Origin of the sequence: Polynucleobacter victoriensis (assembly GCF_900187875.1) — a bacterium.
In the GTDB taxonomy this organism is placed as follows: Bacteria; Pseudomonadota; Gammaproteobacteria; order Burkholderiales; family Burkholderiaceae; genus Polynucleobacter; species Polynucleobacter victoriensis.
Window position 1 is genome coordinate 271,577 of record NZ_FYEX01000001.1, and the last position, 23,434, is coordinate 295,010.

Consider the following 23,434-nt stretch of genomic DNA (forward strand, 5'->3'; position numbering starts at 1 on the left):
CATCCGAAGGGCCCCAGTAGATACAATACATCTACTGGGGTTTTTCTTTTTCAAGACAAAAATGACACAACAAAAAGCATTGGTTCTATTTGGGCATGGCGCAAGGGATGAGCGCTGGAAGGAACCATTTTTAAAACTACAAGAACTTATTGCGCAAGATAGCAATGTACGCGTTGAATTGTCGTTCCTAGAATTAATGAGCCCTAGCCTTCCTGAAGTAGTTGATCAGTTAGCTATAGAAGGCTTCAAAACAATAGAAGTGATTCCGGTATTTTTTGGCCAAGGCGGCCATATTAGAAAAGATTTTCCTGCCATTTTGGATGCTTGCCGCAACAAACATCCAGAAATACAGTTAAGCGCTAAGCCTGCTGTTGGCGAGGATCTCGGAGTTCTCCAGGCGATTGCCAAATACTGCGCCAACTAGCAATAGTGCCGGCGCTTGACCATCAAACCAATCAGTGGCGCAACCTGCCGCCATTTCACCTAGCGTTAAGGCAAGGCTTCTCTCGCGCTTGGTGCTAATCGCTTCAATAATACGAACTGGTAATGTCGTAGGACGTCCCTGCCCTATCAATTGATGTGCAATTGAGATGGCCTCATCGCGCCCCATATAAATAACAACGGTATCAGCTGTAGGCAAAGGTAATGATGTGGAGTCGGTTGCTTTTGCTTGCGTACTGAATGCAACGCTTCTGGCCACACCACGTAATGTTAGAGACTGCTTCAAAGTAGCGGCCGCAGCTAATGCGGCTGTAATACCAGGAACAATCTCTACCTCAATGCTAGCTTCTTCTAATTCCGTAATCTCTTCATCAGCACGCCCAAAAATCATCGGGTCACCACCCTTTAAGCGCACCACTACCTGGTGTTTTTGAGCAGCATCCACCAAACGCTTATTAATAAATTTTTGTGCTGTTGAATGTTTACCGCAACGCTTTCCTACAGCAATCTTTTCAGCTTGAGGGCAATAAGCCAACATAGCCTCTTCCACTAATGCATCATGAAATACCACATCTGCTTTAGCTAACAAATCAGCACCGCGCACAGTGATTAAATCAGCTGCGCCAGGACCAGCGCCCACTAAATAGACTTTGCCTAAAGTTGATGATGGTGTCATATTGAATGCTTATTGTTAAACCGTTAACTCACGCAACATGCCAGCAGCAACTGTGTGATTAGTTGCCTCGTCAGTCAAGACAAATGCGCCCGTGCTTGCAGCTTGATCAAAACGATCAGCAATGATTGGTTTTTGCAAGACCAAATCAACACGACCGATTTCATTCATATTTAATGCATGAATATCTGTTGCATGTGACAAAGTTTGCACATCTAATACTTGCTGAATACCCTTTACCTTAGCAAATACAGTATTAGTTGTATGACGCAAAACATATTTACGTGACAAAGATAAAGGCTCGCTATCTAACCAGCATAAATCAGCTGATACTTGCTTCGTTAAACTTGGTTGGTCATGCCCTTCTCTAGCGACAATCGTGTCACCGCGCGACACATCAACATCCTCAGCTAAGCGTAAGGCAATTACTTGACCTGCCTTGGCAATATCTACACCCGCGGCATCATTACTCGCCTGATGGTCATTTGATACATGAATCTCCGCCACAGTAGCTTCGGAGCCGCTAGGCAATATAGTTACTTTTTGACCTTTTGAAATTGTGCCGGCTTCAACACGTCCTAGATAACCACGGAAGTCATCAGCTGCACTACCATCTTGTCTTGCTACATATTGCACCGGAAAACGCAGACCCTCAATGTTTTGCACAGGCGTTGTGTCTAGCGACTCTAACCATTGCAATAGGCTTGGCCCTTGGTACCAAGGTGTTTTATCACTTTTATCAACAACGTTATCACCCTGCAAAGCAGATACAGGGATTAAGTGTGGTGTTGGCAAACCTAGGGTTGTTGCTAAACCCTCGATGGATTCTTTAATCGCGTTAAAAACATTTTCATCAAAGTTCAACAAGTCCATCTTGTTTACAGCCACAGCTACGTGACGTAGACCCAACAAACGCACAATAGCTGAGTGACGTTTTGTTTGCGCTAATAGCCCCGCTGGCTTGGTTGTTAAATCAACACGAGTAGCATCAACTAATAAGACCGCAACGTCGGCTTGTGATGCGCCAGTCACCAAGTTACGTGTGTATTGCTCATGCCCTGGAGCATCGGCCACAATAAATTTGCGCTTCGAAGTTGCAAAGTAGCGATAGGCCACATCAATGGTGATACCTTGCTCACGCTCCGCTTCAAGACCATCTGTCAATAATGCCAAATCCACTGCGGCATCAGATGCTGTGACACGTGCATGCTTGGTTTTTGACAACGCCAAGAGTTGGTCTGCCAATACTGCTTTGGTGTCATACAACAAGCGACCGATTAGCGTGCTCTTACCATCATCTACGCTACCTGCCGTGATGAAACGAACCACACCTTGATGAGTGTTTGTTTGCTGATCTAGACTCATCAGAAATACCCTTCTTTCTTACGACGCTCCATCGAAGCTTCACTTGTTTGATCATCCATACGTGTTGCACCACGTTCTGTAATTTCTGAGATGGCTGTCTCTTCAATAATGTCAACCGCTGTTGCAGCAGTACTCAATACTGGACAGGTACAGCTAATATCACCAACAGTTCTGAACCGCACACTAATTACTTCACTAGTTTCACCAGGTCCTTTCGGTGTGACATTGGTTACTGGAACCAATAAACCGTTTTTACGAACCACTTCACGTTGGTGAGCGTAATAAATACTTGGCAAAGCCAATTCTTCACGAGCAATGTATTGCCACACATCCAACTCAGTCCAATTAGAAATTGGGAATACACGCATGTTCTCGCCTGGAGCGATTCTGGCGTTATATAAATTCCACAACTCTGGTCGTTGTGCCTTAGGATCCCATTGACCGAATTCATCACGGAACGAGAAGATACGCTCTTTAGCACGTGCTTTCTCTTCATCACGACGCGCACCACCCATTAAAGCATCAAACTTGTGTTCTGCAATCGCCTCAAGCAATGTAGTTGCTTGAGCAGCATTGCGAGAATCTGTTTCTTTACGCAAACGCACCGTGCCTTTGCGAATAGAGTCTTCTACGTGCCCCACGATTAACTTCGATCCCGTTTGGGCAACGATGTCATCTCTAAACTGAATTACTTCAGGGTAGTTGTGACCTGTGTCGATGTGCAACAACGGAAAAGGCAACTGAATCGGTCTAGCGCCAAAACGAAATGCCTTACGAGCCAAATGGAACATCACGATGGAATCTTTACCACCTGAAAACAACATCGCAGGATTGGCTGCTTGGGCAGCTACTTCGCGAATGATGTAGATAGACTCAGCTTCGAGCCAATCTAAATGCTCGTTCTGTAACTTTTGTGTTTTTTCTAATTGTGTTTGACTCATGATCTTATTTAACGTGTAAACCACACTCTTTACTATCTTGTTGCAACCACCACCAACGTCCAGCTCGAATATCCTCACCAGCTTTTACAGCTCTGGTACAAGGCTCACATCCAATGCTTGGGTATCCCTGGAAATGTAGCGGATGAATCGGTACTAGCTTACTTTGTAAATATGCCCAAACCTCAGACTCTGTCCAGTCAAACAAAGGGTTGTATTTGGCAATATTTCTGGCGTCATCTAATTCGCGCAAAGGCAAATCAGAACGCGTCACAGCCTGTTCTCTTCTTTGGCCAGTCAACCAAGCATCTGCACCTATTAAAGCTTTATTTAAGGGCTTTATTTTACGCGCTCCGCAACAGGCCTTCTTAGCTTCTTCTGTGTCATAAAAACCATTTAAGCCATATTGAGCAATAAAAGCATCAACATCAGCAGATTCAGGAGCAATGCTAGCGATTGATATGCCATAGTGTTTTTGTACTTGATTGGTCATATCAATCGTTTCTTGATGCAAACGACCTGTTGCTAATGTAAACAAAGCAATTTTGGCACCTGACTTAGCGATTGCATCAGTCACCACCATGTCCTCTGCGGCCAAGCTAGTGGCAAAACGCACATCTTGATGTTCTTTAGCAATCGCATTTAAACGGTCAAATAACACTTGCGCTTTAGCATCCAAAACCTCAGGAGCAATATTGTGCGCTGGAATAGACCACAGGGTTGGTCGATTCAAACCACTAACGGCATTGTTAGCTGCATCACTCATGCTGATCTCACATCTTTTTGTGAACGACCTGAACGCCAGTCATCCTGAAATTGATGCGCCACTGAGCCAAACTGCGCCAATGCTGTATCCACCACTTGATCATTACGTAAAACAAATGAATCAAAGCCAACTCGAGACAAAGGTAATAGCTGATCAATTAGCACGTCACCAATTGCACGTAACTCTCCACTCCAGCCAAAACGATCACGCAATAAGGCTGCTGTACTGTAGCCACGACCATCTCTAAAGATAGGGAAATCAACGGCCAAAATAGGCCAAAGCTTCAAGCCCGCCAAGATAACGTCTTTATGTGCCAAAACATCATCCTCGGGAGCAAACCAAACACCAATCTCACCTTTAAGAGCTCTCAACTGAAACTGCTCTTTAGCGCCGCGGCTTGTCCACCAAGATAAAGGCACAATGACTTTGCCAGGCGGCAAAGCTGCAGACTCTTCACCCTCAGTTGCACGAAATACTTGCCAATCATTGGTCGCTAATTGAGCTTGACCATTTTTTGGATAACGAATTAACTTAGCCACGTTTCACCTCCGCATATACACGCTCTTTAAATGGTGTAATACCAATACGATGAACTGTGTCTACAAACTTTTCATTGGGTTCACGTTTTTCAACATAAACGTCAATCACTTTAGAAATAACATCAGGCATATCTTCAGCAAAGAATGATGGGCCAATCACTTTACCGATCGCCGCATTCAGCCCTTGCTCGCCACCTAATGTCACTTGGTACCACTCTTGACCATCTTTATCGACGCCCAAGATACCAATGTTGCCCACGTGGTGATGACCACATGAGTTCATACAACCAGAGATGTTCAAGCTAATGTCACCTAAATCATGCAAATAATCTAAGTCATCAAAACGCTTTTGAATATCGTTAGCTATAGGAATGGATTTGGCATTTGCCAAAGAGCAGAAATCGCCGCCAGGACATGCAATGATGTCTGTTAGGTAGCCAATATTAGGCAAGACCAAACCTTGCTGCTTGGCTTCTTGCCATAAAGCATATAGCTGTGATTGCTGCACATCAGCTAATACCAAGTTTTGTTCATGCGTTGCACGAATTTCTCCAAAACAATATTTATCTGCCAAATCTGCGATTGCCAACATTTGCGCTGTTGTTACATCGCCAGGCGCAACTGTACCGTGAGGCTTCAATGAAAGAACCACGCTGGCATAACCAGGGACTTGATGATCTTTCACATTGCGATTCAACCAGCGTGCAAAAGCCTGCTGATCTGATGCCCCAGCTTGTGCTAATACTTCTTGTGCACTCAACTTAGTGAGAGTTTGGTAAGCAGGTCTTGTGAAATATTGCGCCACACGTTGCCACTCAGCATCAGTAAATGTGCTTTTACCACCCACCCAATGCTCGTACTCGGCCTCAACTTGACGTGCGAACTCTTCCGGACCCAAAGCTTTCACCAAAATTTTGATGCGAGCCTTGTACATGTTGTCGCGACGACCAAAGCGGTTATATACACGCAATACCGCTGATAAATAGTTAGGTAATTCTTTCCAAGGTAAATCATGCTTGATGATTACCCCTAGGATAGGCGTACGACCCATACCGCCACCAACCAAAACATCTGCAACCAACTCACCTTGCGTATTTTTCTTAAGGTACAAACCCAAATCATGAGCAGCAACAATTGCGCGATCTTTCTTAGAAGCACTCACAGCAATTTTAAATTTACGAGGTAGATAAGCAAACTCAGGATGCAAAGTTGACCATTGACGCAATAGTTCGCAAACAGGTCTTGGATCAACAATCTCATCACCTGCTATGCCCGCAAATGGGTCACTGGTGATATTACGAATGCAATTACCAGATGTTTGAATGGCATGCATCTCTACTTTAGCCAACTCAGCCAAAATTTCAGGCGTATCTTCTAATGTCAACCAGTTGAATTGAATATTCTGACGAGTCGTGAAATGCCCATAACCACGGTCATACTTTTCAGCGATTTTTCCTAAAGTGCGCAACTGAGCAGAGTTAAACAATCCATAAGGAATAGCCACACGCAGCATGTATGCATGGCGTTGCAAGTACAAACCATTTTGTAAACGCAGTGGACGAAACTCTTCTTCACTTAGCTGATCATCTAAGCGACGCTTCACTTGATCTCTAAATTGATTAACTCGATCATCAACTAATCGCTGATCGATGGCATCGTATTGATACATATGAACCCTTAAAACCTATTGATTAGCTTTCTACGAAAGCTCTTTCGAAAACGTAGTCACCTAATACACCCAAACTTGGTGACACCTTAAAGCCTTTTGCATTGAGCATTTCTGATGTTTCTTTTAGCATCGATGGACTACCGCAAATCATTGCTCTATCTACAGCAGGATCTAGCGGTGGCAAACCAATGTCTTTAAATAATTGACCAGTCTCAATCGCAGTTGTGAGACGCCCTGTGTGCTTGAATGCTTCACGAGTAACTGTTGGGTAGTAAATCAATTGATTACGCACCATCTCGCCTAAGAACTCATCATTAGGTAACACGTTACGGATGTAGTCTTCATAAGCTAATTCGCTAACTAAACGCACGCCATGAATTAACACCACTTTTTCAAACTTTTCATAAGTTTCTGGATCACGAATGATGCTCATGAATGGCGCTAAACCGGTACCTGTACTAAATAAGTAAAGATGTTTGCCTGGATTCAAGTCATCAATCACCAATGTACCCACGGATTTTTCGCTGACCAAAATTGAGTCGCCGACTTTGATGTTCTGTAAACGAGAAGTTAATGGGCCGTTCTCAACCTTAATACTCAAGAACTCTAGATGCTCTTCGTAGTTTGGGCTAGCAACACTATATGCACGAGATAAAGGTTTGCCATTGACTTCCAAGCCAATCATCAAGAAATGACCGTTACGAAAACGCAAACCTTTATTTCTAGTGGTTGTAAAACTAAATAACGTGTCATTCCAATGATGAACACTTAAAACTTCTTCTTTATTAAACGTTGCCATTTCTGATAAATCTCAAGATGTTGATAATTAAATTCGAGAGCCCGTTCTTAGAACAAGGCTTTGTACAAGTTAAAGCCACTCAAAGAACTGATCAACAATCCCACAGCAACTAATAAATAACGAGTCGATAGTTTACTGGTTAAGAAGGCTGCAAACGGTGCCGCAAACAAACCACCCACAATCAAACCAGCTACAAAAATCCAGTGATCGATACCGCCTAATAATAAAAAGCTAGTTCCTGTAGCAAGTGCCACAAAGAATTCAGCTGTATTAACCGTACCAATTGTTTTGCGTGGATTGTTACCTTGACCAATTAGTGATGACGTCACAACTGGACCCCAACCACCGCCACCCACAGCGTCCAAGAAACCACCGCCCACTGCTAATTTACGAACGTGTTGTAACTCATGAGACTGTTTTTCTTGACGATGTATAAACGCTTTTCTCAAGATCACAATACCCATGATCAACAAATAAGCTGTTACATAAGGTTTGATCAACTTACCATCAATCGATGTTAAGAACACAACACCCACAACGCCACCTATCACGCCAGGAATCACAATCTTTTTAAACAACTCTTTATCAACGTTGCCAAACTTGATATGTGAAACACCTGAAAAAGCTGTTGTGAATATTTCCGCCACATGCACGGCCCCAGATGCGGCTGCAGGTGAGGCGCCAATACCAATCAAAAATGTATTAGAGCTAATACCGTAAGCCATGCCTAATGCACCATCAATTACCTGGGCAATCAAACCGACAACAACTGCTTGCCAAAAAAATGGTGAACTAACAAACTGATCAACTAATACTGAAAAATCATGTCTGATCTGTGGCTGCGCTTGGCTAAACCAAAAGCCTAAAAATGAGATCAGTACTAAAAAACTAACAGTCACCACTCTCTTATCTAATAAGAGTGTTGATTTTTGAACTTCTACAGGAGGAATACCGATCTCTAGATGTTCTAGATTTTCAGGTGTATCGGCAAACTCAGTATGTCTATTAGTACGCATGTCCAACTTTCAGTGATTTTTCAAGTCCATCAAGGACTTAACATGCCGAAACTATAAAGATTGATTGATATATCCGGAAATAATATTTAATTAATCCTATATTACCTAAAGTAATATATATGACATAACCCGCATATATTCGACCATTACAGAGCGCCAGCTGCCTAGCAAATACAGATAGAATCTGTCACATCCCCAATAAAAAATACTAAACCCATGATTCCAAAACGATATTCGGCAGCTCTGGCAGGGGCGCTTGGCAATACATTAGAGTGGTTTGATTTCGCCGTTTATGGATATTTCGCCACAGCACTGGGCAAGGTATTTTTTCCATCAGATGATCCCAGCTTTCAAACAGTGGCTTCTTTTGGGATTTTCGCCATAGGTTATCTAGCCAGACCGATAGGTAGCTTGGTGCTAGGGCCCGTTGGCGACCTGCTTGGTCGCAAAAAAATGATGACAACGAGCATCATCATTATGGGTTTAGCCAGCTTTCTAGTGGCTCTACTACCCACCTACGCACAAGTGGGTGCCATAGCTGCCTATGCATTGATGTTGCTACGCATGACCCAAGGTTTTTCTGTTGGTGGTGAATACACGGGCAGCATGGTTTATGCCACCGAAGCTTCCCCTACTGGCAAAGAAGGTTTGATGTCAGGTATTGCTCATGCTGGTGCACTACTAGGATTCTTTTTAGGATCACTTGTTGCAGCACTCACTGCTCACTTTTTTGGCGAAGAGAACGTGAATGATTGGGCATGGCGCATGCCCTTTTTATTGGGCGCTCTAGTAGCAATTGCGGGCTGGCGACTCAGGGCTCATATGCCAGAAACCTTTGAAGATGCAATTGAACACAAGATCAGCTCAAAGGAACTAACTGCTCTAATCTTGTCACGACTCAAAGATGTGATTAAAAACTGGCGCATTCTAGGAAAAATTGCCGCAATTATTTCTTTCTCCAACATCTTGTTCTATGTTGAATTTGTTTACTTTGTTGATTACGTCGCCAAGCATGGCGGCTCTATGCAATCAGCAAATACTGTTGCCACAGCTGTTCAACTAATTGGTATACCGATTGTTGTATTAGGCGGCTGGTTAGCCGATAAGTTGGGTCGAGTGAAAATTACTCAATACGCCACTTGGTTAGGCACAATCCTAGCCATCCCCTGCGTCCTTGCTTCGCAATTAGGTGGCGTAACAGGTCTAGCAATCGGGCAGCTATTGATAGCTATACCTGTGATGCTACTCTTTGGCGCTCAAGGTGTACTGATTAGCAAAATGGTTCGACCTGAACAACGTTGCTCAGTATTTGCGATTGGTTATAGCTTAGCGGTGGCTATATTTGCTGGCACCTCACCCATGGTGACTTCTTGGTTACTAGAAATTAATGAATGGGCGTGGGGCCCTGCAGCATATTGCTTCATTTACGCTATTCCTGCTATTTATGCTTTGCGCAATATGAAAGACGATTAAATGGCTAAAGTTTTTAATGCTCCAGAATTAAAAACTCTAGCAACAGAGCAACAATCGCCACAATGCTCCAACTGTGCAAACCATAATTTTTCCTGTTGGGAAACCATTCTGAGCACGTTTGATCGTGATGCAATCCAGATGGTAGGCACATTACAAGTACCCAATGCCGAAGATAATTGGGATGAATACCACCCTGATGGCACAGATCAGTGGTCACCGAATGCACCGATTGCGGTGAAATTTCATCCGTATAACAGCAGCGACATTTATCAGTGCCAAACATGCCGTACCGTTTATCTACGCTATACAGAATATGGTGGCTACTATGTGGATGAGCGTATTCGTGTTGTCAAACCAGAACTGATTGTTAATTTGGACTAATTAATCAGTTTGAACACTATGTAAACCCGCAGCTTTTCTTAACTTGTCACACAATGGGTTGATTGACCCATCATCATTTAGGATATTGAATTCTCTACAAGGGCTAGGACGTTGCTCATAGATGGTGCAGCGATAGCCCTCTTGGTCATCAAGGCTCAAAGCCACGCATCCCTGCTTACCTGTTTCAGTGCCCTTCATACAAACAATATGCGGTGTTACTTGAGTGACGAACTCTGGTGGCACCAAACCAATTGGATGACCATCCTCACCGTGTAAAACCTCCCCGTGATAAAAGGACACACGTAGTTTTTGACAGCACTGACCGCACTCAAAACAGGGGTTGTCTAGGTGATTACTCATACAGATCGTGGGTGCACTCAAGAAATCAAAAATTACATTAAGATAATTTTTATCATGTTGGGAAAAATACGCAAGAAGCTCATCACAGATTATTTTGCTAATAGCTCACCTATTCTTGAGCTGATATGTCCTATCTGTGATCGAAAAATACCCAATTCTCAAAAAGATGCCCATCACTTGGTTCCAAAATCAAAGGGAGGCAAAACAACTCAATATTTGCACCGTATTTGCCATAGGCAAATACACGCCCTCTTCTCAGAAACCAAATTGGCTAAAGAGTTAAACACTGCTGACGCCATCAAAGATCAGCCAGAAATGCAAAAGTTCATCGAATGGGTTAAGTCTAAACCCGATGACTTTTACGAAAGAACCTCTAAGAGTAAAAAGCTCAAAAGCGAAAAGATATTCTAGAGAATATAGAGAGCACCTGGTCACCAGCCTCGCATAAAGCCAAAACCAAAATGAGTCCTAAATTGCTCATTACGCTTTTCTTGATCACGCAAGGACTTTACTAAGAATCTAACAATTTCATCTTGCTTGCTGGTGCAATCAATTTTTTTGGAGGCAATTCGTTCTTTAGCAGCTGTAACGATTTCATCAGGAAGAGCAAAAGTGAACTTATCCATTTCAGCCGATGACGCAAGGCATAAATCAAAGTCATTCATGGTGTCGACTCTTTTAGCAATTTTTTCAGGAGTCAAGGTTGCACACCCCACCATGACTGATAAAAAACTTATCATGACAAGGGACTTAAATAGTTGATTTAATCTCATGAACATTACTTTATTACCCCGTTAACAAGACATCAATTCAAATAATTTTATATTCGGCTAAACTCAATAAACATAACGTATAACTAATTATCAAGCTTTTCTGAATATGACAACCAATCAATATAAATTGTTTCAACCGGCGCGCATTGGCGTGATTGATATTGCCAATCGCGTCGTGATGGCGCCTTTAACGCGCTGTAGAGCAGATGCCACAAAAGGCGATGTGCCTGGTAGCGATATGAATATTGAATATTATCGTCAGCGTAGCAATGCTGGTCTGATTATTAGCGAAGGCACTCAAGTTTCCCCAATTGGTAAAGGCTACCATGCAACCCCAGGAATTTACTCTGATGCCCAGGTAGATGGATGGAAGCCCATTACCAAAGCAGTACATGAAGCAGGATCAAAGATCATTGCCCAAATTTGGCATGTTGGCAGAATCACACACCCCAATTTAATTGATGGCGCTGAACCTGTAGCACCCTCTGCGATTCAACCTAAGGATGTCACTGCATACACGCCCAAGGGCAAAGAAGATTTACCAGTGCCCCATGAATTAACCATTGATGAAATCAAGAAAATTGTTAATGAATTCAGGCAAGGTGCTGCCAACGCCATACGTGCTGGATTTGATGGCGTAGAGATTCATGGTGCCAACGGTTATTTGATTGATCAGTTCATCAGAGACGGTGCTAATCAGCGTTCAGATGCTTATGGTGGGTCGATAGAGAATCGTTGCAAATTCGCCTTAGAAGTTGTCGATGCTGTAGCCAAAGAAATTGGCGCTGGGCGTGTAGGCATTCGTTTATCGCCCGTTACTCCACGTAATGATTTAAGCGACAGCAATCCACAAGCTGTATTTGGCTATTTAATTGAAGAACTCAGCAAACGGGGCATTGCGTTTATTCATATGATTGAGGGGTCCACTGGTGGGCCTCGTGATGTACCTGGGTTTGACTATGCTTGGGCAAGAGCTAACTTCAAGGGATCTTATATTGCTAACAATGGCTATGATCGAAAAATGGCTATCGATGCGGTTGAATCAGGCAAGGCCGATGCAGTGGCTTTTGGAAGACTATACATAGCTAACCCTGACTTAGTGCAGCGCCTCAAGCAAAATGCACCACTCAATACTCCCAACCCAGATACCTTTTACGCACCAGGGCCAGAGGGTTATATCGATTATCCAAAATTATCTGGCTGACTTTAAACGTCCGCCCACATTCTGAGTAGATTGTGATAGACGCCGGTGAGTTTGACTGACTCATCGGTATCTCCTTGAGACTCACGCAAAGACAAAATGCTCATATCCAAATCGTAAAGTAAACGTCTTTGTTCATCAGAGCGAACCATGCTCTCAGTCCAAAAGAAACAAGCAACCCTTGACCCTTTTGTTACAGGCTGGACTCTATGTACTGATGAGCTAGGGTAAAGAACCATGTCACCGGCAGAAAATTTAATACTTTGTGAGCCGTAAGTATCTTCAATCACTAGCTCACCACCCTCGTAATCTTGGAGCTCAGATAAAAATAACGTGCATGAAACATCAGTTCTTACATGCCTACCCGTGGCAGCATGAGTTCTGACGGAGTTATCAATGTGATTTCCGAATGAATTATTAGATCCGTCATATCTATTAAATAGTGGGGGATAGATTTTTTTAGGTAGTGCTCCAGCAAGATATTTGGCATTAATAGCTAAGGCCTGCAAGACAATACCTCTGGCTTTTTGCGCAGCTGCACCATCCTCTGGCAACTGCCGATTATTCTTAGTTTTCGCCGATTGCGTTCCTGCCGTGATAGAGCCATCAGCCCAATCTGCTTCATCAATAATTTTTCTTATTTCTGAAACTTGGTTTTTTGTTAGTACTTTAGGAACATGTAACAACATGCTGATGACTCCCTCATAGATTTAAAACTTATAAATTCCAGTCAACTGAAACGCTCGCTTAGTTCCAGGGACCACAAATCCACCGTTCTCATAAGCTGATTCATAAATTGTTTTATTCATTAAGTTTTGAATATTCAACTTGATGGTGTATTCATTTTTTATGTCGTATTGAGCCATGGCATCAAAACGAACATAGCTAGGAACATTTTTAATATCAGGAGCATTGCCGCTTAAACCATAAATTATTCTACGTCCCACTGCCGTTGCCCCGCCACCCACTTTGAACTGAGGATCCACTCTATATGTAGTCCAGAGGTTATAGGTGTACTTTGGCGTATTACGCGGGGTCATGCCATCAATTGATGAATGATGTCTGCCAGTACTTGAGTAACCTCGCTCATCAATCTTGGCATCCATTAAAGCAAGGCCGCCAAAAATTTCCCATGAAGAACCAATACGCCCAGCAAACTCAAATTCGACACCATCTGTGTGCCGCTTTTTAGCATTAATTGATCCCGTACTTTCTAGATCAGTATTACGCTCCCACTCCTTTGAAGCCCTGTAAAGTGCAGTTCGAACGGACAAATCACCATCATATAAATCCCATTTAGCTCCAACCTCTGTTGTACTGCTACGTTCCGCAGGATATCCACTACCTGCTGACAATTGATACAAATCAGCCGTGGCATTAAATGAATCATTCCATGCCAAGTAATAAGTGGTCATTTCATTTGGTTGATATGTCAAACCCGAGCGATAGCTTTTTTCTGAGAAATTAACGTTAGCTTGGTTTGTTGAGCCCAAACTTGTTCCCGTAGTGGAATAATCAGCCCTTAACCAGTCCTGCCTAACCCCACCTAGCAACTTCCAACCACGGCTGAATTCAACCATGTCCTGAATATATGCGGCATAGGAATTACCTTTGTACCCAAATAGGCTAGACGGGTCTTTCCTTTGATTGCCATAACCATATAAAAATGGATCACACGTCAGGCTATAACCAGATACAGTATTACCACTAACACCACCGCATGCGCCATTTGCTGTTCTATCGTAAGTCCAGCGATTTAGATTTTCTTTTAAGTATTCAACACCCATGAGCAATTCGTGTTTGAAGGTACCAGTTGCAAATTTTTTACTAAAGTCAGATTGAAATGCATAGGTATCTTCTTCAGCTCCACGAGGGCTAGCCAAAGCCAACGTTGAATAAGGGTAGGAACTTCTACCTTTGTTGGACCACAATGCTCGGGTGTAGTTTGATTTACGTAACTTAGTATTTAATTTGGTATCCGCATCAAAGGTGTACTCCTGAGCGATAGTTGTCATATTAGTGACGTTATCTTCATAGTCAGCAGTAGTTCCGCTAAATTGTTTAGCAGAAACATTCACTGGCAATCTAGTGGTGGAATTAAATCCAATGCCATAGTCGGGCACATTATTGGTCTTTAAGTAGTAGTGGCCAATACTTATTTGATTGGCAGTGCCGATACCCCAAGTGATAGTTGGCGCCAAGCCCTCACGCTGACTACTCACAACATCTCTTGAACTTTTTGCATCATGAACCATTGCATTGATGCGGATTGCAGTACTACTTGCTTCATCAATGACTTTATTTATGTCTGTCGTAGATCTATAGTAGTCATAGCTGCCAACTGTCGCCGTGACATTTCCCTTGTCGGTCATAAAAGGAGTTTTTGAAACTTGATTGATCACACCGCCCGCCTGACCACGACCAAATAACATCGAGCCAGAACCTCTTAAAACATCAATCTGCTCAAGATTGAATGTTTCGCGATTGTATTGAGCTGTATCTCTGATGCCATCAGAATATAAATCACCAAATGAATAGAAGCCTCGCAAGTTCATATTGTCACCAATACGACCTCCTTCACCAGCATTAAATGTCATACCAGCAACGTTTCTTAGAGCATCCTTCAAGTTGTCGTTATTTTTATCTTGAATTAACTCTTTTGGAACGATGGTGATAGCTTGCGGAATATCTTTAACAGCCTGCGTTGTCTTACCAACTGTTGTAGTGCTTGAGTTATACCCAACAGCACCTTGCTCATAAGTACTCTTGACATCAATCTGATTAAGAACCTTAGTTTCTTCTGCCTGAGCCATTGATACTGCGGGAGCCATTAACATTGCAGCCACTGCAGCACCTATGCCATGAAGATGACCAGGCTTTGCAACTGAATTTTTTGACGTCTTTTTAATATTTCTTTTTTCCAAAACAAACTCCAATAAGAAGATGTATCTAAAAAATATTTAGATACGGTATTTATTGGCTTGCTGCATCGCGTGAGTTAATGATTGATATCGGTAAAACTCATGTACGGCTGGCTACTAACGAATTTTTAGTATGAAAGTTATTTAGTTAGAACTAACTTTCCAAATTTGGTGGCACGTAAGTGATACGTCTCCCCCTCATGCTGTATTACCAGGGACTTGCTTTCCCCCAATAAATCTTTACTAGTTACGACTCTAGCCTTGAAACTTGCCTCAGCCTGAAGCTTTTCAGCCTCCAGTGAAATAATGGTTGGCGCTAAAGTGGTTTTTTTGTCAGCACTCATTACTTGCCTGGCTCTGTTACAAAACCAACTTTTTGCAAACCAGCTCGATTAGCCATTGCCATTGCAGATGCGACATATTCGTATGCAACTTTTTTATCACCGTAAATGTGCAAAGATGGTTGATTCTGCTGACTTGCCAAACGCTTTAACTCGAGCTCCAACTCAGCTGCAGTTAACACCCGTTTATCCAAGTTATATCTTCCCGATGCGTCAATTGATAATCTAATCGTGTCAGGTTTGTCTTGCTGAGCCTTACTTGTTGCTTGTGGCAAATTAAAGTCAACTGCATGCTTCATCACAGGCACAGTGACAATAAAAATAATTAACAAAACCAACATGACATCAACTAATGGAGTCATGTTGATTTCACTCATCACCTCCTGATCACCACTGTCTAAACTTCCGAAAGCCATGATTTTTCTCCTCAAATGACTGGCTGAAGTTTGTCAGAGTCAGGTCTTTGAATGCGGTTTCCTGTGACATAATATGAGTGCAAGTCATATGCAAAACGATTTAACTTGCCCACAATGAATTTGTTACCACGTACCAATGCGTTGTAACCTAGCACTGCTGGTATAGCTACTGCCAAACCAAATGCCGTCATAATCAGCGCCTCACCCACTGGGCCTGCCACCTTATCAATACTTGCCTGCCCTACCTCACTAATAGTGATTAGTGCGTGATAAATTCCCCAAACAGTTCCAAATAGTCCAACAAACGGAGCTGTTGATCCAATAGATGCCAATAAAGCCAAACCAGAACTTAGTTTTTCTTGCGCATCATCAATGGCATTACGCAAACTACCAGTCATCCAATCACTAAGATCTAAATGATCATGCAAGTGTTTCTCAGTGTGCCGATGATGTGCCATAGCACTTTGCCCCTCTAGAGCCAACAATTTGAAAGTATTAATACCTTTTTCATCGCTTGCACTAAGAGTTTTTAATCCCTCATTGAGATCAGCACTGTGCCAAAAATGATGCAATGCTTTTGCTTGTTTTTTCGAGCGATGAATCATCAGACCTTTAACAATGATGACGGTCCATGAAATTACAGACATAGTAATTAGAGCGATGGCCGTTAATTGAATAACTAAACCACCCTCAAGCCACATGTGAATAACACCTAACTGATTGGTCACGACTATTTCTCCAAAGTAAATTGAATGGGTAACTGGTAACACATGGCTACAGGTTGCTGGCTACGCCTTGCAGGAATGAATTTCCAGCGTTGTACGGTTTCAAGAGCAATTCGGTCTAGACGATCAAAACCCGAACTTTTAATAAGACTCAGCGAATCTATGCCGCCAACATTACTAACGCATGCTTTAAGAATTACCCTACCCTGCTCCCCCAGTCGTCTAGAAATGGCGGGATATGGCGGCTTAGGATTATTTAATTCGCTTGCATCTGCATTAGGCATATACACAGCAGCTGCCCCAGGATTTCCATCTACTGGTTTTTTTTCGCTGGCAGCCTCAGCCGCAGAATCGCTCAGTTTTAAAACTTCTTTTTTATCCTTGATTTCTTTGGTGTCATTAGATTTTGTAAAGTTCTGCACCAAAGCACTTGACTGGCGATCAATCATTTCCGCCATCATGATGAACTCTGTATTAGGCTTGAGATATAAACCCAATGCTAGGAAGGCAATAGCTAATACATGGGCTCCCAACACCCATGTGCCTGTTTTTATGAAGTTTGAGCCATCAAATACGCTATCCATGCCTCCATCTTAACACAAATAAGAACAATTCTCATTAATGTTTATAGGCGAGTTGCTATGGGTTATGAAATATTTGTTAGCGACCTGATTTATATGGAAAATTTCTTGGCAAATATTGGCGGAACATTTGCCACCTTTTTTGTTTCTTTGTTAACAAAGACAATACCCTGCTTACCTCTGGCTAGCTCACGAGGATTTTCCAAGCAATCAATCCTATAGATCAAATCAAAGCCATATTTATTAAAGTCTTGTGGCTGCATCTGAATACGAATGGTTTCCCCATGAAACCCCTCTGCTTTGTACTGGATGAAATGATCAGCCACCACAATGCCAAGGCCCTCAATATCCAGCTCGCTATACCCCATCGACTTTAAGAATCGTACCCGCGCCTCAGAAACTAAGGTGATCAACTGGGCATTATCAAGATGGCCACCATAGTTGATATGCCCAATATAAAGTTGCAAATCTGTTGTAAATGCGAATGATTCCGGGAGGTCTAATTTGATGCGAGGCATGTTTATATTTCTGTAATAAAGTTTACTCAGCAAATACTTCTTTGGCAGTTCTAAAAGCATCTACACAGGCAGGCGCACCACAATAGGCTGCGGCATGAAGAAATAACTCTCTAATTTCTTCTTTGGTAACGCCATTATTTAAAGCCCCACGCAAATGAATTTTTAACTCATGTGGACGGTTAATCGCCACCAAAATTGATAACGTGATCATGCTGCGTTGCTTTTTTGTTAAACCAGGTCGATCCCATACCGCACCCCAAGCATGCTCTGTAACGTATTCCTGTAAAGGCATACTGAACTCATCAGCATTAGCTAAAGAATTATTGACATACTCCTCACCCAAAACCTCTTTACGAATAGCTAAACCTTTTGCAAAACCTTCTTTGGTATTCATGTACACCTCAATTAATGATTAATTTGATGAATGATAAACAGTAATCTAAGTGTCTTGGCGCTTAATAAGGAAAAGCTCAAAAACTCGACCATTAGGCTCGGTTTGAACAATCTTTAGCGGCAACCAATGATGCTCTTCTGCCAACCATACCTCCAACTTGCGCTTATCACCTTCGTCTCTTGGCAAGCGCACAAAATATCTAGCTTTAATTTTTTTGGCATCCGCAGGGTCAGATACCTCTTCATCACCTTGGCTAACAAAAATCCACTGGCTTAATTTATCAATTTCTGCAATAGGAATCTCTCTTGCAATACCAGAGCCATCTATTTGAGGGTTACCGCCCACCAAACTAGCTAACTGAAATAAAACGCTAAATCTATCTTGCGTACCCTTCGGCAAATCAGATGCTTGTCCGTTCACTGAATATTTGATGCTATTGGCCTGTCTTGCAAATTCAATATTTCTAGCTCCCTTACTGCCCCTAATCTCTTCGTAAAAGTCAGGGGCCAGACCATAGCGATCAACTTTGCCACTGCTTGAGAAAATATAGTCCCCTAAAAAGGGCACAGTCAGCGTAACTTTGATTTGATAGGCATCGCCCAAATTAAGCCAATTAATTTGAGCAATTTGATTTGGATTACCGTTTACAAATGAGGCATAAGACAAAAGTGCTGAAGGTGGCAACCTAAAATCCTGACCTTGATCGGCACCCTGCTCTGCATTACCAAGCTTTGTAGTTGAATCATTAATTAGACTGCTATCGGATTGAGTTGACTGCTTTGGCTGCTTTGACTGCTTTGACTGCTTAATTTCTTCGATATTAATGAGCTTAGTCATCACCACAGATTGACTGGGGGTAGCGTCAAGATTAATAGTCCAATCTAATTGAAAAAAGACAAATAGATGGATAAACAAAGAAAAGCCTATAGCAAGCCATAAATATCGCCTAGGGAATCGATAGCTTCTCGAATCAATGATCATGCTCCAAATGTTAACCTTAATTTGAATGATTGTTGGAGCTCGCAAGACAAATCAATTAATTCATAGTAATCTTTTGCCATGAATTCCCCAATCAAAGTAATCGCTTTTGATGTATTTGGCACAACCGTAGATTGGCATGGCTCCATCATGCAAGAAATCCAACAAATGGGCTTGAATATTGATGCCGACCAATTCGCGAATGCATGGCGTTCTGGTTATGAGCCAGCTATGGCTGAAGTTCGCAAAGGCGCAAAGACCTGGACAAAAATCGACGTTCTGCACCGCATGATTCTTGACAAAATTTTGGACGATTTCAAGATCACCCATTTAAGCGAAGAACAAAAAGTACACCTCAATTTAATTTGGCATCGCTTACATCCTTGGGCAGATACTGTTGAAGGCTTACTTCTACTCAAGAGACGATTCAAAATCGTGACTCTATCTAACGGCAACTTGGGTTTATTAGCCAATATGGCTAAATTTGGTGGATTGCCTTGGGATCTAATTTTATCTGCTGAGGTTTTTAGGCACTACAAACCCGACCCAGAAACGTATTTAGGTGTTGCTGATATTTTTGATGTTCAACCACATGAAGTGATGCTGGTTGCCACTCACACAAATGATTTAAAGGCAGCCAAGTCATACGGACTCAAAACCGCATATGTTCACCGCGCTCTAGAATTCGGCGCCAATCAAATCAAGCCAATACCAGATGTCTCGGACTTTGATTTGAGCGCAGCCGACTTTATTGATCTAGCAAAAAAGTTAGTTTGAAAATAAATTTTTAATTTCTTTAAAAATCTTATTGCCAGTGTTTTTTATAGTTGTTTCAGCATCTTTCAACTGAACACCTGCTTGCTCTAAAGCCGCTGGTGCTGATTCTGTGACAACTTTTTTAGTAGATCCAAATAAGCTATTCATCAACTGCCCCGCGACTTCAGATGGATCCGAGCCATCATCTGCATTACCAAGCTTCGTCATATGAATATTAGGCAAAGGTAATTTGATAGACGAATCAAATAAGCGACTATCTCTTAGCAGCAGTGACACATCGCTGAGATAAACATCCTTAATCAATATTTTCAACTTTGATTTTTCAGAAGACTTAGCTGAATCAACTCCTACGCTATCAGCCACTTGCTTGGCATAGTTGATGGCATTGTTTTGCAATATTCCCAGATTGTCGCCCTTAGAACTGTATTCATAAGTAACCGTTGGGGCTGCAATACTCACTTTTTGCACAATGATTTTTGATGTGTTGAGGTGGTTTTCATCTAGATCAATCACAACCTCACCTGCATAAAAAGCATTCTTTTCTTTGAATCCTTCTGGGTTAGCAACAGTAAGCTTTTTAAGCGTCACTTGTGCTTTTTTAAGATCCACACTCACCGACCCTAGCGAAACTTGGGCTTTAACTGCCTCTGAGCCATATTTTTCAATACCGCTTTTTACCAAGCTATCTATTTCATAGATGCCATAAAGGGTAAAGCCCACTAATAGCAACACCAAAACACCAATGGCTATAAAGAGTTTCTTAAGTAATTTCATATGGCAATTATCTATGATTTAGTAAATTTAGCTGCCGTATTAGAATACAAGCATCACCCAATCATTAAGCATACCTAAGGATCAATCCATTGAAGAAAATTGTCACTGCAGCAATTATTTTGAACGAATCAAGGGTATTGATTGGCAGAAGAAAACCTAATCAAGCCCTTGGAGCTTACTGGGAGTTTCCAGGTGGCAAAGTCGAAAATGGCGAATCCTTAGTTGACTGCTTAAAGAGAGAACTCCAGGAAGAATTGGGCGTGAACGCCAAAGTCAGCGAAGATATTTTTATGTTGGTCGACCACACTTACGATGGTGGGGAAATTCAACTAATTGCAATGTTGGCAGATATTGGGGATCAACAACCAGTTGGCACAGTCCATGACTTCTTGGCATGGGCCCCTATTGAAGAGCTATCAAGCTACAAATTGGCCCCAGCTGATTTGCCAATCGCTCAAAAAATCATTCAGAAATTTGGTCAATAGTTACCTAAAGGTTTTGACGCCTTAAGGTAACTATTCATTCAATTTTAGAGTCACTAAGTAAAAGTCACCCGAGGGTGACTTTTTTGTTTACTTGTAAACGATATCAGCTCGACGATTCTCTTTCCAAGCTTCCTCGTTACTGCCAGATGCTTTAGGTTTTTCTTTACCAAAACTCACAGCCTCAACTTGAGACGCTTCCACGCCTAGCAATGACAAAGATTTTTTAACTGCTTCAGAACGCTTTTGACCAAGAGCCAAGTTGTACTCTGTAGTGCCACGCTCATCAGTATTACCTTGAATAACGATATTAGCTTTCTTATCTTTGTTTTCACGAAGATACTTAGCATGTGCCTCTACAACAGACTGATACTCAGGCTTTACTTTGTAGCTATCAAAATCAAAGTAGATACTTCTTTTGCCATAAACGATTGACTTTGGATCATTAATTGGGTCATAGCCCATTGATTGGCCAGTTACATCAACAGATGCCACCTTATTTGAATCAGTGGTGCTACAAGCACCCAAAATTGATACAAAACCAACTGCCAAAATAACTTTTAATAACTTAGACATATATATTCCTTTTAAAAATAAAAAATAAAAATTCAAATGGGTATATATATGTTTTTGGGTGGCTTGAATATTTCTTGATTTAACTGTGCACTATTAAGAACCTTAACAATAGCTCTCATTATTTGCTTGAGCTGAGCAGCTCCGAATAAGAGAAATATACCAATCACAATACCTAGCATGTGTACTGAGATAGCTCTGGTCAAATTATTTTTGTCATCACTCATGCCTGAGGCTTCAATCTCTTGCTGAGCCAATATATAGGCGGAGTAATTGCTGTAAATCTCTGCGCGCTTGATGCCATTTTCAACAAATCGATTACCAGAAACAGCCTTAAATAACAGAAGGCTGAGACATAGCAGAATTAATAGGAATTTACTTTGGCGCTTCATTTGGCTTTGATTGTATCAATGCCTCACGCAATTACAAATGTGGGGAAACCCGATACCCCATATTCACATATTAGATATGTAAATCACTTTTTCTTGGTTCACATACTGGTGTTAACCCCATAAAGTGCATTCATCGACACAAAAGGAAACATCATGAAAATCTCAAAAATATTTACAGCACTAGCACTTAGCATTGGCATTTCAGCCACGAGCTTTGCTGGTCCAACACTATTAAATGTATCTTACGATCCAACTCGCGAGCTTTATCAGGATTTCAATAAGGCATTTGCCGACCACTGGAAAAAGAAAACTGGCGAAGAGGTTAATTTCAAACAATCTCATGGCGGTTCCGGCAAACAAGCCCGCGCAGTGCTAGATGGCTTGGATGCAGATGTGGTGACATTGGCGCTTGCCTATGACATCGATATTTTGGGCGAAAAAGATCTAATTCCTAAAAACTGGCAAAAACGTCTAAAGAACAACTCTTCTCCTTACACCTCAACCATTGTTTTCTTGGTTAGAAAAGGTAATCCAAAAGGTATTAAAGACTGGAATGATCTAATTAAACCAGGCGTAGAGGTAATCACACCAAACCCTAAAACATCTGGTGGCGCTCGCTGGAACTACCTTGCTGCATGGGCCTATGCACTTAAACAACAAGGTGGCAACGATGCCAAAGCAAAAGAGTTTGTAAAGAAACTTTATGCCAATGTGAAAGTGCTAGATTCTGGCGCTCGTGGATCAACAACCACCTTTACAGAACGTGGAATTGGTGACGTATTTATCTCTTGGGAAAATGAAGCATTCCTAGCCGTTAAAGAACTAGGTCCTGAGAAATATGAAATTGTTACGCCTTCTCTGTCAATTTTGGCTGAACCGCCAGTGACAGTGGTTGATAAAAATGTTGATAAAAAAGGAACTCGTAAAGTTGCTACTGCTTACTTAGAGTACCTCTACTCACCAGAGGGTCAAGAGATTGCTGGCAAACATTACTACCGCCCTCGCGATGCAAAGGCAGCAGCTAAATATGCAAACCAATTCTCAAAAGTGAAGTTATTTAGCATCGATGAAGTTTTTGGTGGCTGGCAGAAAGCCCAAAAAACACATTTCTCTGATGGCGGCACTTTTGATCAGATTATTGTGAAATAAGCATATACACAAAATGATC

30 protein-coding genes are annotated in these 23,434 nt (G+C 42.0%); 8 read left to right on the plus strand and 22 right to left on the minus strand.

The annotated features are described in order from the left end of the window. Positions 1 to 61 precede the first annotated feature (61 nt). Positions 62 to 424 (plus strand): sirohydrochlorin chelatase, encoded by a 363-nt coding sequence (locus tag CFR83_RS01385; RefSeq protein ID WP_088812127.1) that lies wholly within the window; start codon positions 62 to 64, stop codon positions 422 to 424. On the opposite strand, the gene cobA is transcribed toward CFR83_RS01385, so the two are convergent. From cobA to CFR83_RS01425, 8 genes are read right to left on the minus strand one after another with little or no spacing between them, the layout of a single operon-like run. Next, the gene (cobA, locus tag CFR83_RS01390) at positions 353 to 1,117 is read right to left on the minus strand and encodes a uroporphyrinogen-III C-methyltransferase (protein WP_088812128.1); all 765 of its coding nucleotides are present in this window, start codon (positions 1,115 to 1,117) and stop codon (positions 353 to 355) included. The genes CFR83_RS01385 and cobA overlap by 72 nt on opposite strands. A 15-nt stretch (positions 1,118 to 1,132) precedes the next feature. Beyond that, positions 1,133 to 2,479, minus strand: coding sequence for a sulfate adenylyltransferase subunit 1 (locus tag CFR83_RS01395; RefSeq protein ID WP_088812129.1), 1,347 nt, complete (start codon positions 2,477 to 2,479; stop codon positions 1,133 to 1,135). After that, entirely contained in the window at positions 2,479 to 3,420 is a 942-nt protein-coding gene (cysD, locus tag CFR83_RS01400) for a sulfate adenylyltransferase subunit CysD (RefSeq protein ID WP_088812130.1), read from the minus strand. The genes CFR83_RS01395 and cysD overlap by 1 nt, the downstream gene beginning before the upstream one ends. A gap of 4 nt (positions 3,421 to 3,424) precedes the next feature. After that, positions 3,425 to 4,183, minus strand: a complete 759-nt coding sequence (locus CFR83_RS01405; RefSeq protein ID WP_088812131.1) for a phosphoadenylyl-sulfate reductase — start codon at positions 4,181 to 4,183, stop codon at positions 3,425 to 3,427. Beyond that, a complete protein-coding gene (locus CFR83_RS01410; protein WP_088812132.1) occupies positions 4,180 to 4,722 on the minus strand; it encodes a DUF934 domain-containing protein in 543 nt (180 codons plus the stop codon). The genes CFR83_RS01405 and CFR83_RS01410 overlap by 4 nt, the downstream gene beginning before the upstream one ends. Further along, positions 4,715 to 6,391 (minus strand): nitrite/sulfite reductase, encoded by a 1,677-nt coding sequence (locus CFR83_RS01415; RefSeq protein WP_088812133.1) that lies wholly within the window; start codon positions 6,389 to 6,391, stop codon positions 4,715 to 4,717. Before CFR83_RS01415 ends, CFR83_RS01410 begins: the two co-directional genes overlap by 8 nt. 22 nt (positions 6,392 to 6,413) lie before the next feature. Beyond that, on the minus strand, positions 6,414 to 7,190 hold the full coding sequence (locus CFR83_RS01420; protein WP_088812134.1) for a ferredoxin--NADP reductase: 777 nt from the start codon (positions 7,188 to 7,190) through the stop codon (positions 6,414 to 6,416). 47 nt (positions 7,191 to 7,237) lie between these two features. Beyond that, entirely contained in the window at positions 7,238 to 8,206 is a 969-nt protein-coding gene (locus tag CFR83_RS01425) for a sulfite exporter TauE/SafE family protein (RefSeq protein ID WP_088812135.1), read from the minus strand. A gap of 216 nt (positions 8,207 to 8,422) precedes the next feature. Here CFR83_RS01425 and CFR83_RS01430 point away from each other — a divergent pair, with 216 nt between their 5' ends. Both CFR83_RS01430 and CFR83_RS01435 read left to right on the plus strand, forming a co-directional pair. Next, entirely contained in the window at positions 8,423 to 9,679 is a 1,257-nt protein-coding gene (locus CFR83_RS01430) for an MFS transporter (protein ID WP_088812136.1), read from the plus strand. Continuing rightward, complete coding sequence (locus CFR83_RS01435) at positions 9,680 to 10,060, plus strand: hypothetical protein (protein WP_108720853.1); 381 nt, start codon at positions 9,680 to 9,682, stop codon at positions 10,058 to 10,060. It begins immediately after the preceding gene. Here CFR83_RS01435 and CFR83_RS01440 read toward each other — a convergent pair whose 3' ends face one another. After that, positions 10,061 to 10,420: a YkgJ family cysteine cluster protein gene (locus CFR83_RS01440; RefSeq protein ID WP_088812137.1), complete on the minus strand. Its 360-nt coding sequence runs from the start codon at positions 10,418 to 10,420 to the stop codon at positions 10,061 to 10,063. It abuts the gene before it with no gap. A 54-nt stretch (positions 10,421 to 10,474) separates the two neighbouring features. Between CFR83_RS01440 and CFR83_RS01445 the strand changes: the two genes are divergently transcribed. After that, positions 10,475 to 10,831, plus strand: a complete 357-nt coding sequence (locus CFR83_RS01445) for an HNH endonuclease (protein WP_108720854.1) — start codon at positions 10,475 to 10,477, stop codon at positions 10,829 to 10,831. 20 nt (positions 10,832 to 10,851) lie between these two features. Here CFR83_RS01445 and CFR83_RS01450 read toward each other — a convergent pair whose 3' ends face one another. Next, positions 10,852 to 11,160, minus strand: a complete 309-nt coding sequence (locus CFR83_RS01450) for a hypothetical protein (RefSeq protein WP_088812138.1) — start codon at positions 11,158 to 11,160, stop codon at positions 10,852 to 10,854. A 139-nt stretch (positions 11,161 to 11,299) separates the two neighbouring features. Here CFR83_RS01450 and CFR83_RS01455 point away from each other — a divergent pair, with 139 nt between their 5' ends. Continuing rightward, positions 11,300 to 12,397: an alkene reductase gene (locus CFR83_RS01455; protein WP_088812139.1), complete on the plus strand. Its 1,098-nt coding sequence runs from the start codon at positions 11,300 to 11,302 to the stop codon at positions 12,395 to 12,397. Positions 12,398 to 12,399: 2 nt separating this feature from the next. Here CFR83_RS01455 and CFR83_RS01460 read toward each other — a convergent pair whose 3' ends face one another. The 9 genes from CFR83_RS01460 to CFR83_RS01500 form a co-directional block, all read right to left on the minus strand. After that, positions 12,400 to 13,083 (minus strand): Fe2+-dependent dioxygenase, encoded by a 684-nt coding sequence (locus tag CFR83_RS01460; RefSeq protein ID WP_088812140.1) that lies wholly within the window; start codon positions 13,081 to 13,083, stop codon positions 12,400 to 12,402. A gap of 21 nt (positions 13,084 to 13,104) precedes the next feature. Then, complete coding sequence (locus tag CFR83_RS01465; protein ID WP_207758542.1) at positions 13,105 to 15,318, minus strand: TonB-dependent receptor; 2,214 nt, start codon at positions 15,316 to 15,318, stop codon at positions 13,105 to 13,107. Between the two features lie 137 nt (positions 15,319 to 15,455). After that, on the minus strand, positions 15,456 to 15,659 hold the full coding sequence (gene hemP / locus CFR83_RS08445) for a hemin uptake protein HemP (RefSeq protein ID WP_088812141.1): 204 nt from the start codon (positions 15,657 to 15,659) through the stop codon (positions 15,456 to 15,458). After that, on the minus strand, positions 15,659 to 16,072 hold the full coding sequence (locus CFR83_RS01475) for an ExbD/TolR family protein (protein WP_088812142.1): 414 nt from the start codon (positions 16,070 to 16,072) through the stop codon (positions 15,659 to 15,661). The genes hemP and CFR83_RS01475 overlap by 1 nt, the downstream gene beginning before the upstream one ends. Positions 16,073 to 16,083: 11 nt before the next feature. Further along, positions 16,084 to 16,800: a MotA/TolQ/ExbB proton channel family protein gene (locus CFR83_RS01480; RefSeq protein ID WP_088812143.1), complete on the minus strand. Its 717-nt coding sequence runs from the start codon at positions 16,798 to 16,800 to the stop codon at positions 16,084 to 16,086. A 2-nt stretch (positions 16,801 to 16,802) separates the two neighbouring features. Then, positions 16,803 to 17,381: an energy transducer TonB gene (locus CFR83_RS01485; RefSeq protein ID WP_088812144.1), complete on the minus strand. Its 579-nt coding sequence runs from the start codon at positions 17,379 to 17,381 to the stop codon at positions 16,803 to 16,805. A gap of 89 nt (positions 17,382 to 17,470) precedes the next feature. Next, complete coding sequence (locus tag CFR83_RS01490) at positions 17,471 to 17,896, minus strand: acyl-CoA thioesterase (RefSeq protein WP_088812145.1); 426 nt, start codon at positions 17,894 to 17,896, stop codon at positions 17,471 to 17,473. A gap of 22 nt (positions 17,897 to 17,918) precedes the next feature. After that, positions 17,919 to 18,290: a carboxymuconolactone decarboxylase family protein gene (locus CFR83_RS01495; RefSeq protein WP_088812146.1), complete on the minus strand. Its 372-nt coding sequence runs from the start codon at positions 18,288 to 18,290 to the stop codon at positions 17,919 to 17,921. Between the two features lie 45 nt (positions 18,291 to 18,335). Then, positions 18,336 to 19,127: a DUF3108 domain-containing protein gene (locus tag CFR83_RS01500; RefSeq protein ID WP_165765033.1), complete on the minus strand. Its 792-nt coding sequence runs from the start codon at positions 19,125 to 19,127 to the stop codon at positions 18,336 to 18,338. A 222-nt stretch (positions 19,128 to 19,349) separates the two neighbouring features. Between CFR83_RS01500 and CFR83_RS01505 the strand changes: the two genes are divergently transcribed. Beyond that, positions 19,350 to 20,045, plus strand: a complete 696-nt coding sequence (locus tag CFR83_RS01505; RefSeq protein WP_088812148.1) for a haloacid dehalogenase type II — start codon at positions 19,350 to 19,352, stop codon at positions 20,043 to 20,045. Here the strand turns inward: CFR83_RS01505 and CFR83_RS01510 are convergent. Next, positions 20,037 to 20,819: an AsmA family protein gene (locus tag CFR83_RS01510; protein ID WP_088812149.1), complete on the minus strand. Its 783-nt coding sequence runs from the start codon at positions 20,817 to 20,819 to the stop codon at positions 20,037 to 20,039. The two genes, CFR83_RS01505 and CFR83_RS01510, sit on opposite strands and share 9 nt — an antisense overlap. An 89-nt stretch (positions 20,820 to 20,908) precedes the next feature. On the opposite strand from CFR83_RS01510, the gene CFR83_RS01515 reads away from it, so the two are divergent. Then, entirely contained in the window at positions 20,909 to 21,304 is a 396-nt protein-coding gene (locus CFR83_RS01515) for a (deoxy)nucleoside triphosphate pyrophosphohydrolase (RefSeq protein WP_088812150.1), read from the plus strand. Between the two features lie 87 nt (positions 21,305 to 21,391). On the opposite strand, the gene pal is transcribed toward CFR83_RS01515, so the two are convergent. Continuing rightward, complete coding sequence (gene pal, locus CFR83_RS01520) at positions 21,392 to 21,877, minus strand: peptidoglycan-associated lipoprotein Pal (protein ID WP_088812151.1); 486 nt, start codon at positions 21,875 to 21,877, stop codon at positions 21,392 to 21,394. A gap of 32 nt (positions 21,878 to 21,909) precedes the next feature. Further along, a complete protein-coding gene (locus CFR83_RS01525; protein WP_088812152.1) occupies positions 21,910 to 22,266 on the minus strand; it encodes a hypothetical protein in 357 nt (118 codons plus the stop codon). A 153-nt stretch (positions 22,267 to 22,419) separates the two neighbouring features. On the opposite strand from CFR83_RS01525, the gene CFR83_RS01530 reads away from it, so the two are divergent. Further along, entirely contained in the window at positions 22,420 to 23,415 is a 996-nt protein-coding gene (locus CFR83_RS01530) for a sulfate ABC transporter substrate-binding protein (RefSeq protein WP_088812153.1), read from the plus strand. Positions 23,416 to 23,434: the final 19 nt, after the last annotated feature.